Below are 10,321 nucleotides of genomic sequence, written 5' to 3'. Positions count from 1 at the left end.
AGGGGTTGGCGGCCCAGGCGGCGTCGCTGTCGCGGCGCTGAGGGGCCCTCACCCTGGCCCTCTCCCGCACGCGGGAGAGGGGACGCGCCGGCGCCACCGGGTTCCCTCTCCCCCGCCAGGGGGAGAGGGTCAGGGTGAGGGGGCCCGGAAAGGAGACCCCTCATGTTCCGACTGGACGGCAAGCAGGCTCTGGTGACCGGCGCCTCGGGGGGCATCGGCGGCGCGATCGCGCGTGCGCTGCATGCGCAAGGCGCGACCGTGGGCCTCTCCGGCACGCGCCGCGAGGCGCTCGACGCCCTTGCCGCCGAGCTCGGCGAGCGCGCGCATGTGCTGCCGGCGAACCTCGCCGATCCGGCTGCCCCCGACGCGCTGATCGCCGCTGCCGAGGCCGCCATGGGCGGGCTCGCGATCCTGGTGAACAACGCCGGGCTGACCCGCGACGGCCTCGCGCTGCGCATGAAGGACGAGGACTGGGACACCGTGCTGGCGGTCGACCTCTCGGCCGCGTTCCGGCTGAGCCGGGCCGCGCTCAAGGGCATGCTGCGCCGCCGCGCCGGGCGGATCATCTCGATCGGCTCGATCGTCGGCGCGACCGGCAATCCGGGGCAGGCGAACTACGCCGCCGCCAAGGCGGGGCTGGTCGGCATGAGCAAGGCGCTGGCGCAGGAGGTCGGGGCGCGCGGCATCACCGTGAACGTGATCGCGCCGGGATTCATCGCGACCGCGATGACCGACGCGCTCTCGGACGAGCAGAAGGCGACGCTCGCCGGCCGCATCCCGCTCGGCCGGCTCGGCGTGCCCGCCGACATCGCCGCCGCTTCTGTGTATCTCGCCTCCGACGAGGCCGGCTGGGTCACCGGCGCGGTGCTGCACGTGAACGGCGGGATGGCGATGATCTGACCCCCGCCCGGCGCGCGGCCCGGCGCTGGCCAAGCCCGCGGAACGATGGTATGCGCCGCCGGTTTCCGGGCGGGAGGCGGGACTCGTCATCCTTGGGGCGATGCCGCGCCCCGTCCGGACCGGCGCGCCGGTTCCCCCAGACGATCCAAGGAGCGAGACACCCCCATGACGGACACGGCCGAGATCACGAAGCAGGTGAAGGAGATCGTCGTCGAGCATCTCGGCGTCGAGGAGGGCAAGGTCACCGAGACCGCCTCGTTCATCGACGACCTGGGCGCGGACAGCCTCGACACGGTCGAGCTCGTGATGGCGTTCGAGGAGAAGTTCGGCATCGAGATCCCCGACGACGCCGCCGAGAAGATCACGACCGTGAAGGACGCGATCGACTACATCGTCAAGCAGAAGGCGGCCTGAGGGCCGCCTCCGCCTGCTGTTCAGGTTCAGGAGGTCCGGGATGCGTCGTGTCGTCGTCACCGGCATGGGAGTCGTCACCCCGCTCGGCATCGGCATCGAGCATGTGTGGAAGCGGCTGCTCGCGGGCGAGTCCGGGATCGGCGCGATCCAGTCCTTCGACGTCTCCGACCTGCCGGCCAAGATCGCCGGGCAGATCCCGCAGGGCACCAAGGCCGACGGCACGCTCGACCTGAACGAGTGGATGCCCGCCAAGGATCAGCGGAAGATGGACCGCTTCATCCAGCTTGCGCTGGTGGCGGCGGCCGAGGCGGTCGAGGATTCCGGCTGGACGCCCGAGGACGAGGAGGCGCGCTGCGCCACCGGCGTGATGATCGGTTCGGGCATCGGCGGGCTGCAGACGATCTTCGATGCCTCCCAGCAGGTGATCGAGGGCAAGGCGCGGCGTCTGTCGCCGTTCTTCATTCCCTCGGCGCTGATCAACCTCGCCTCCGGCCACGTCTCCATCAAGTACGGGTTCAAGGGGCCGAACCACTCGGTCGTGACGGCCTGCGCCACGGGGGTGCACGCGATCGGCGACGCCGCGCGGCTGATCGCCTTCGGCGACGCCGACGTGATGGTCGCCGGCGGCTCCGAGGCCGCCGTGTGCACGCTCGGCATCGCCGGGTTCTGCGCCTCCCGCGCGCTCTCGACCGGCTTCAACGATACGCCGGCCAGGGCCTCGCGCCCCTGGGACAAGGACCGCGACGGCTTCGTGATGGGCGAGGGGGCGGGCGTGCTGGTGCTCGAGGAGTACGAGCATGCGAAGAAGCGCGGGGCGACGGTCTACGCCGAGGTCGCGGGCTACGGCATGTCGGGCGACGCCCATCACATCACCGCGCCGGCCGAGGGCCATGACGGCGCGTTCCGGGCGATGAAGGCGGCGCTGAAGAACGGCGGCGTCACCCCCGACCAGATCGGCTACATCAATGCGCACGGCACCTCGACGCCGCTCGGCGACGATCTCGAGCTCCAGGCGGTCGAGCGGCTGTTCGGCGACGCGGCGCGCGGGGTGGCGATGAGCTCCACCAAGTCCGCGATCGGGCATCTGCTCGGCGCGGCCGGTGCGGTCGAGGCGGTGTTCTCGATCCTGGCCGTGCGCGACGACGTCGCCCCGCCGACGCTGAACCTGGACGCGCCGAGCCAGGAGAGCGTGATCGACCGCGTCGCGCACACTGCGCAGGACCGGAAGATCGAGGTCGCGCTGTCGAACAGCTTCGGCTTCGGCGGCACCAACGCCTCGATCCTGTTCCGCAAGCCCCACTGACATGACCGACACCCCGCCTCCGCGGCGGGGGCGGGTGCGCCGCCTGCTCGCCGGCCTCGTCCTCGCCCTCGCGGTGCTGGCGGCGGGCGCCTATGGCGCGTTCCACTGGGCGGTGGCGCAGTATGGCGCGCCCGGGCCGCTGGCCGAGGAGCGCGCGGTGGTGATCCCGCGCGGCGCGGCCACGGCCACGATCGCGGAACGGCTGGAGCAGGCAGGCGTGATCGCCAACGCGCGCGCCTTCCTGATCGCGACCTGGGCGACCGCCGAGGCCGGGCCGCTGCGCGCCGGCGAGTTCGCCTTCGCCGAGCGCGCCTCGCTGCGCGCCGTGATCGAGACGCTGCGCTCGGGGCGCACCGTGCAGCGCCGCCTCACCGTCCCGGAGGGGCTGACGGTGGCGCAGATCCTCGCCCTGCTGGACGAGACCGAGGGGCTCACCGGCACGGTCGCCACACCGCCGCCCGAGGGCTCGCTGCTGCCCGAGACCTGGGCCTGGTCCTGGGGCGACACGCGCGAGTCGCTGATCCGCCGCATGCGCGAGGGCATGGACAGCGCGCTCGCCGAGGCCTGGGCGCAGCGGGCCGACAACCTGCCCTTCGACACCCCGCGCGAGGCGCTGATCCTGGCCTCCATCGTCGAGCGCGAGACCGGCGTGGCGGCGGAGCGCGGCCGTGTGGCGGGCGTGTTCGTCAACCGGCTGCGGCGGGGGATGCCGCTGCAGTCCGACCCGACGGTGATCTATGCCGTGACCGGCGGGCTCGGCGTGCTGGACCGGCCGATCAGCCGCGCCGATCTGGACACCGATCATCCGCACAACACCTACCGCAACCGCGGCCTGCCGCCGACGCCGATCGCCTCGCCCGGGCGCGCCTCGATCCTCGCCGCGGTGCGGCCCGAGGCGACGGATGCGTTCTACTTCGTCGCCGACGGGCGCGGCGGGCACGTGTTCAGCCGCACGCTGGAGGAGCACAACCGGGCGGTGGCGCGCTGGCGCGCGATCGAGCGCGAGCGGCGCAGCGCCAATTGAGCGCCGGGGAGCGCGCGCTCGGCGCGGCGCTGGTGCTGGCGGCCTCGGCGGGGTTCGGCACAATCCCGCTGTTTGCGCGGCTGGCCTTCGACGCCGGGGTCGCGCCCGAGACCGCCACGGTCGCGCGGTTCGGGATCGCCGCGCTCGGCCTCTCGCCCGGGCTGCGCGCGGCGCCCCTGCATCCGCGCCCGGCGGCGCTCGCGCTGGCGACCGGGCTCTGGCTCGGGTTCGGCGTGGCGATGTGGTTCCGCGCGCTCGCCGCGCTGCCGGTCGCGACCGGGACGATGATCTTCTACCTGTTTCCGGCCTTCGCGGTGGCGATCGGCTGGGCGGTGTTCGGGCGCGCGCCATCCAGGGTGCTGCTGGGCGGCGCCGCCCTGGTGCTGGTCGGCGCGGCGCTGGTGGTCGGTCCGGCCACGCTCGGGCAGGGCCAGGTGGTGCTGGTCGCGCTCGCGCTGCTGGCGCCGGCCGGCTACGCGCTGCTGCTGAACATGCTGGCAGGACCCCTCACGGTGCTGCCGTTGCTGACGCGCAGCGCGACCGTGACGCTGGGCTGTGCCCTCGGTGCCCTGCCGGCGGCGATCCTGTCCGGCGCGGTGCCGCCGCCGACGGTCGCAGCGGTGTTCGCAATGCTGGCGCTCGGGGTCGTGACGATGGTCCTGCCGGGCCTTGCGCTCGCGGCCGGCGCGGCGCGGCTCGGCCCGGCCACCGGGGTGGTCGGCAGCATCGAACTCGTGGTCGCGGTGTCGATGGGCTGGCTGTTCCTGGGCGAGGCGGTGCGGCTGCGCGCGGTCGCGGGGGTCGCGGTGATGCTGGCCGGGGCGGGGCTGGCCGCCCTGCCACCTCGGCGCTGAGCGCGCCGGTCACGCCGACGGCAGGAATCCCGCGAGCGCGTGGAGAATCGCCTCGGGCGCGTCGTGCTGCATCAGATGGCCGCAGTCTGGCACCGGCATGAACCGCGCACCGGAGATCATCGCGGCGAGACGACGACCCTGTGCGATCGGAATCCACTGGTCGTCCTCGCCCCACAGGATCTGCGCGGGACAGCGGATCGCGCCGTAGAGCGGCTCGACCTCGTCGGTGAAGCGCTGGTCCATCTGCGCGATCTGGCGGTAGAACGCCGCCTGCCCGACCTCGCCCAGCCAGGGGGCGATCAGCGGGGCGAGCACCGCGTCGGTCGCCGGTTGCTGCATCGCGCTCCGCAGGTAGGCGGGCAGGATCGCCTCGTGCATGTAGGCCGGCATCCCGGCGAACGCCGCCTGGTGGTCGCGCACGTGGTGCACCAGCGGCGAGCCCCATGGCCTGACGGCGACCGGGTCGATCAGCGTCAGCGAGCGGTAGTCGCGGCGATCGAGCAGATGGGCGCGGAGCGCGGTCGCGCCGCCGAAATCATGCGCGACCACGTCGGGCCGGCCGATGCCCCAATGCGAAAGCAGCGCGGCGAAGAGCCGGTTCTGCACGCCGAGCGAGACGTCGTCCCCGTCCCGCATCTCGGACTGCCCGTAGCCGAGCATGTCGTAGCAGAACACACGGCGCGTCTCTGCCAGCAAAGGCGCGATTCGGCGCCACACGACCGAGGAGAACGGCGTGCCGTGCATCAGCACGATCGGCGGCCCATTGCCCGCGACACGGTAGCGGACCGTCCTTCCCTCGAAGGTCATGATGTCGGGCAATGTCCAATCGCGCATGGGTCGTTCCTCCTGGCTCCTGGCGCGCGCGGCGCAGGGTCGCAGCCCTGCGTCGTCACTGGCGCATCGGCGTCGGGATCGCCATAGTCCGTGCAACGCGGGAGAGTGCCGAATGTCCTACCGCCCGTATCAGCAGATCACCCGGCGCAGGAGCCGGATGATCCATGTCGGCAGGGTCGCGGTCGGCGGCGATGCGCCGATCACCGTGCAGACCATGACCAACACGCCGACCACCGACGTGGCCGCGACGATCGCGCAGATCCGCCGCGCCGAGATCGCCGGCGTCGACATCGTGCGCGTCTCGGTGCCGGACGCGGAGAGCACCGCGGCGCTGGCCGAGATCGTGCCGGAGGTCGGCGTGCCGATCGTCGCCGACATCCACTTCCACTACCGCCGCGCGATCGAGGCGGCGCGGGCGGGTGCCGCGTGCCTCCGCATCAACCCGGGCAACATCGGCTCCAAGGACCGCGTGCGTGAGGTCGTGCAGGCGGCGCGCGATCACGGCTGCTCGATCCGGATCGGCGTGAATGCGGGCTCGCTCGAGAAGCACCTGCTCGAGAAGTACGGCGAGCCCAACCCCGAGGCGATGGTCGAGAGCGCGCTCTGGCACGCGGCCCACCTCCAGGAGCTCGACTTCCACGACTTCAAGATCAGCGTGAAGGCGTCCGACGTGTTCCTCGCCGTCGCCGCCTATCAGCAGCTTGCGGAGGCGTGCGACCACCCGCTGCATCTCGGCATCACCGAGGCGGGCTCGCGGCGCAGCGGCACGGTGAAGTCGGCGCTCGGCATCGGTAGCCTGCTCTGGGCCGGGATCGGCGACACGATCCGCGTCAGCCTCTCCGACGAGCCGGAGGAGGAGGTGCGGGTCGGCTGGGAGATCCTGAAGGGGCTGCACCTGCGCCACCGCGGGGTGAAGATCATCTCCTGCCCGTCCTGCGCGCGGCAGGGCTTCGACGTGATCCGCACGGTCGAGGCGCTGGAGCAGCGGCTCGAGCACATCCAGGTGCCGATCACACTCTCGATCATCGGCTGCGTGGTGAACGGCCCGGGCGAGGCGCTGCTGACCGATATCGGGCTGACCGGCGGCGGGGCCGGCAAGCACATGGTCTATCTCGCCGGCCGGACCGACCACACGATCGAGGGGGCCTCGATGATCGAGCACATCGTCGCGCTGGTGGAACGCCGGGCCGAGGCGATCAAGGCCGCCGAGGCGGCGCAGAAGGGCGCGGCCCTGGCGGCGGAGTAGCGGAGGGGGACGACGGACAGGGCGGTGGGGAGGATTCGGGTCCGGACCAGGGGCGCGGCGATCGTGATGGCGGCCCTGCTGGCGTGCTCGGGCGGGGCACGGGCGGACGAGGCGGCGGCGGCGCGGCTGCTCTGGGAATGCCGGGCGATGGCGTCGGTGCTGATCGGCAGCGTGACGGACGCGAAATCCGTGATGGACGAGCTCGCATTCATGGGTCCGGAGGAGCGCCCGCGCGAACGGCTCGTGCTGCACGACAAGCTGCAGCGGTCGCTGGTCCGGAGCGAGATGGCGGCCTCGGCGCTGGTGCGGCTGATCTGTCCCAACCGCACCATCATCCGCGAGTTCGACGGCGATCTGCGGCGCGCCTGGGCGGCGATGGCGGCGAACCGCCAGAGCGTGCTGCGCGCGATTCCGACGCCCTAACGCGCCTCTGCCTCGGCGAGCTGGTCATCGTCCGCCCCGGCCATGGCGAGCAGCGTCGCGGCCTTGGCGCGGATCGCCCGGGTCGCGCCGGCGGGGCAGGCGTCGAGACGGATCGCCGGCAGCGAGGCGGGCGCGGCCTCGGCCAGTGCGGCGCGCACGCGGCACGCATAGGCCCGACCGACACTGCCGCCGGGCGACGCGCCGTTGTACGCCGCGAGCGCCGCCGCCCAGCCGCCGTGGCGCGCGTGCAGCTCGGTCAGCAGCCGTGCGGCGAAGCCGGCGCTCTCGGCGGGGTCGAACACCCAGGCCGCGCCGTCGCGCGCGTGCACGCCGATATTCACCTGGAAGCAGCCGCCGGAGACGCTGCGCGCGCCCGGCGCCATCGCGCGCGCCGCCTGCTTGGCCTGGGCAGGCGAGCGGGCATAGCGGGCGTCGCGCTCGCTGCCCACGGCGTAGGGATGCAGCGCGCTCTCGACCACCGCGACCGAGACCAGCAGCCCGTCCGGCAGGCCGGCGACCGCCTCGGCCGTGCGGGCCGCGGCCATGCAGCGCGCCGCCAGGTCCCCCCGATCCTCGGCCTGCCCGTGTACATGCGATGGTACTGCAAGGAAAAGGCAAGACACGAGCAAGGCGGGCACAGTCGATCGTCGCGTTCCAATCATCGTCTGGCATTAACGCGCGACGACGGCCGAGACATGGGGTTAAGGAAGTCTTTCTTTTCACAAACGCGTCAGATTTCTCGCGATGGTTGTATTTGGTGGCAGAAACATGGCGACCGGAGGGCCGTGCTGCCGTGTTTCGACGGGACTGTGCGGCGGCCCGGCGCCCTGGAGGGCTTGTCTCGGTGGGCACTCCGGGCACCATCGCGGACCGCGAACGGAGGACCGTCATGAGCAGCGAGATCACCGAGGCACGCGCGCTGGCCGAGGCCCTGGAACACCGCTTCGGCGAGCGCGTGGAGGTGCCGGAGGAGGTGCCGTGCGAGGCCCTGCTGCGGCTGGCCACCCGCGCCTCGAACCGGCGCTACCGGCCCGATCCGGTCGATCCGCGGCTGGTGCGCACGCTCGCCGCCTGCGCGCTTTCGGCGCCGACCAAGTCCGACCTCCAGCAGGCCGACATCGTGATCGTGCAGGACCGTCCGCTGCGGCAGTCGATCGAGGCGCTGCTGCCGGGCAATCCTTGGGTCGCCAAGGCGCCGGTGCTGCTGGTGTTCTGCGGCAACAACCGCCGCCAGCGGCGCCTGCACGACCTGCGCGGCCATCCCTTCGCCAACGACCATTTCGACCCGTTCTTCAACGCCTCGGTCGATGCGGCGATCGTGCTCTCGGCGTTCGTGCTGGCCGCGGAGTCGGTCGGGCTCGCGACCTGCCCGATCAGCGCGATCCGTGACCATGCGGCCGAGGTCTCGCGCCTGCTCGCCCTGCCCGACCACGTGTTCCCGGTGGCGGGACTGGGCATGGGCTGGCCGGACGGCACCGCACCCGTCTCGCCGCGCCTGCCGCTCTCGGTGACCGTGCACACCGATCGCTACGACGAGTCCGGGCTCGATCAGGCGATCGCCGCCTATGACGCGCGGCGCGAGGCGATCCGGCCGCACCAGCAGCGCGACGTCGAGCGGTTCGGCACCGCCGCGACCTATGGCTGGAGCGAGGACAAGGCGCGGCAATACGCGACGCCGCAGCGGCCGGATTTCGGCGCCTTCGTGCGCGGCAAGGGGTTCAGGCTCGATTGACGCGCCCTTGACCCAGCGCGGCGCCGGACGATGATCCGCGCCACACGACCGATCCCCCGGAGGAGATGCCGATGTACGCCACACTGGAAATGCTGATCGACGGCAAGTTCACCCGCGGCTCCTCCGGCAAGGGCGAGCCGGTGGTCAACCCCGCGACCGAGCAGACGCTGGCGGAGCTGCCGCACGCCGCGAAGTCCGACCTCGAAGCCGCGGTCGGCGCCGCCGAGAAGGGCTTCAATGCCTGGAAGGCGATGAGCGCCTTTGACCGCTACCGCATCCTGCGCAAGGGCGCCGACATCATGCGCGGCCGCGCCGAGGCGATCGCGAAGATCCTGACGCTCGAGCAGGGCAAGATCGTCGCCGAGGCGAAGATCGAGGTGGTGACCTCCGCCGACATCCTCGACTGGTACGCCGAGGAGGGCCGCCGCGCCTATGGCCGGATCATTCCGGGCCGGATGCCCGGCATGCGCCAGATGGTGATCAAGGAGCCGGTCGGCATCGTCGCCGCGTTCACGCCGTGGAACTTCCCCGCGCTCACGCCGATGCGCAAGATCGCCGGTGCGCTCGCGGCCGGCTGCTCGATCATCCTCAAGCCGTCCGAGGAGACGCCCGGCACCGCGATCGAGATCGCGCGCTGCCTGCAGGAGGCCGGGCTGCCCGAGGGTGCCTTGAACATCGTGTTCGGCGTGCCGGCGGAGGTGTCGTCCTACCTGATCGCGCATCCGAAGGTGCGGAAGATCTCCTTCACCGGCTCGACCGCGGTGGGCAAGCAGCTCATGAAGCTCGCGGCCGACGGGATGAAGCGCACCACGATGGAGCTCGGCGGCCATGCGCCGGTGATCGTGTTCGATGATGTCGATGCGGCGTCGGTGGCCAAGATCGCCGCTGGCGGCAAGTACCGCAATGCCGGCCAGGTCTGCATCTCGCCCACGCGGTTCTTCGTGCACGAGAGCAAGTACAAGCAGTTCGTCGACACCTTCACCGAGGTCGCGTCCGGGCTGAAGCTCGGCGACGGTCTCGACGCGTCGACGCAGATGGGGCCGATGGCGAACGCGCGCCGGCTCGAGGCGATGGACATGTTCGTCTCGGATGCGAAGGCCAAGGGGGCGGTGGTGAAGACCGGCGGCGAGCGGCCGGCGAACCAGGGCTTCTTCTACAAGCCGACGGTGCTGGCGGACGTGCCGGCCGAGGCGCGCATCATGACCGAGGAGCCGTTCGGTCCGCTTGCGCCGATCGTACCGTTCCGCGACTTCGACGAGGTGGTGGAGCGCGCGAACGGCGTCGCCTACGGTCTGGCGGCCTATGCCTTCACGAGCGACGAGAAGCGCGCGACCGCAATCGCCGATGCGTTGCAGTGGGGCATGGTGGGGGTGAACAGCCTGACGGTGTCCACGCCGGAGACGCCGTTCGGTGGCATCAAGGACTCGGGCCATGGCAGCGAGGGGGGCATCGAGGGGCTGGAGGCATACCTGAACGTCAAGTTCGTCTCGCAGGCTTAAGGTCATGGGGATGGGGGGTTTGGGGGGACGGGCCTCAGGCCCTTCCCCCCATGGCTTGTTTGGTGGGGGGGGGGGGGGGGGGGGGGGGGGGG

At 72.0% G+C, this 10,321-nt stretch carries 11 protein-coding genes; 9 read left to right on the top strand and 2 right to left on the bottom strand.

Translation table 11 applies throughout. The features are described from left to right. The first annotated feature begins 162 nt into the window (after positions 1-162). The 5 genes from fabG (at position 163) to ACTIFU_RS19690 (ending at position 4,495) form a co-directional block, all read left to right on the top strand. Entirely contained in the window at positions 163-900 is a 738-nt protein-coding gene (gene fabG / locus ACTIFU_RS19710) for a 3-oxoacyl-[acyl-carrier-protein] reductase (RefSeq protein WP_439580026.1), read from the top strand. Between the two features lie 165 nt (positions 901-1,065). Then, entirely contained in the window at positions 1,066-1,314 is a 249-nt protein-coding gene (locus ACTIFU_RS19705; RefSeq protein WP_019015290.1) for an acyl carrier protein, read from the top strand. Between the two features lie 40 nt (positions 1,315-1,354). Beyond that, entirely contained in the window at positions 1,355-2,617 is a 1,263-nt protein-coding gene (fabF, locus tag ACTIFU_RS19700; protein ID WP_439580025.1) for a beta-ketoacyl-ACP synthase II, read from the top strand. 1 nt (position 2,618) lies between these two features. Next, positions 2,619-3,641: an endolytic transglycosylase MltG gene (gene mltG / locus ACTIFU_RS19695; RefSeq protein ID WP_439580024.1), complete on the top strand. Its 1,023-nt coding sequence runs from the start codon at positions 2,619-2,621 to the stop codon at positions 3,639-3,641. Beyond that, on the top strand, positions 3,638-4,495 hold the full coding sequence (locus tag ACTIFU_RS19690; protein ID WP_439580023.1) for a DMT family transporter: 858 nt from the start codon (positions 3,638-3,640) through the stop codon (positions 4,493-4,495). The genes mltG and ACTIFU_RS19690 overlap by 4 nt, the downstream gene beginning before the upstream one ends. A 9-nt stretch (positions 4,496-4,504) precedes the next feature. On the opposite strand, the gene ACTIFU_RS19685 is transcribed toward ACTIFU_RS19690, so the two are convergent. Then, the gene (locus ACTIFU_RS19685; protein ID WP_439580022.1) at positions 4,505-5,329 is read right to left on the bottom strand and encodes an alpha/beta fold hydrolase; all 825 of its coding nucleotides are present in this window, start codon (positions 5,327-5,329) and stop codon (positions 4,505-4,507) included. A gap of 112 nt (positions 5,330-5,441) precedes the next feature. Between ACTIFU_RS19685 and ispG the strand changes: the two genes are divergently transcribed. Continuing rightward, positions 5,442-6,575 (top strand): flavodoxin-dependent (E)-4-hydroxy-3-methylbut-2-enyl-diphosphate synthase, encoded by a 1,134-nt coding sequence (gene ispG, locus ACTIFU_RS19680; protein WP_439580021.1) that lies wholly within the window; start codon positions 5,442-5,444, stop codon positions 6,573-6,575. A gap of 66 nt (positions 6,576-6,641) precedes the next feature. Beyond that, the gene (locus tag ACTIFU_RS19675; RefSeq protein ID WP_439580020.1) at positions 6,642-6,998 is read left to right on the top strand and encodes a hypothetical protein; all 357 of its coding nucleotides are present in this window, start codon (positions 6,642-6,644) and stop codon (positions 6,996-6,998) included. Here ACTIFU_RS19675 and ACTIFU_RS19670 read toward each other — a convergent pair. After that, entirely contained in the window at positions 6,995-7,543 is a 549-nt protein-coding gene (locus tag ACTIFU_RS19670; protein WP_439580019.1) for a transglycosylase SLT domain-containing protein, read from the bottom strand. The genes ACTIFU_RS19675 and ACTIFU_RS19670 overlap by 4 nt on opposite strands. A gap of 344 nt (positions 7,544-7,887) precedes the next feature. Between ACTIFU_RS19670 and ACTIFU_RS19665 the strand changes: the two genes are divergently transcribed. Both ACTIFU_RS19665 and ACTIFU_RS19660 read left to right on the top strand, forming a co-directional pair. Further along, a complete protein-coding gene (locus tag ACTIFU_RS19665) occupies positions 7,888-8,730 on the top strand; it encodes a nitroreductase family protein (protein ID WP_439580018.1) in 843 nt (280 codons plus the stop codon). Between the two features lie 71 nt (positions 8,731-8,801). Further along, positions 8,802-10,229, top strand: a complete 1,428-nt coding sequence (locus tag ACTIFU_RS19660) for an NAD-dependent succinate-semialdehyde dehydrogenase (RefSeq protein ID WP_439580017.1) — start codon at positions 8,802-8,804, stop codon at positions 10,227-10,229. Positions 10,230-10,321: the final 92 nt, after the last annotated feature.

This window comes from Elioraea sp. (assembly GCF_051860475.1).
Taxonomy (GTDB): domain Bacteria; phylum Pseudomonadota; class Alphaproteobacteria; order Acetobacterales; family Acetobacteraceae; genus Elioraea.
This window is presented reverse-complemented; position numbering and strand designations above follow the sequence as displayed.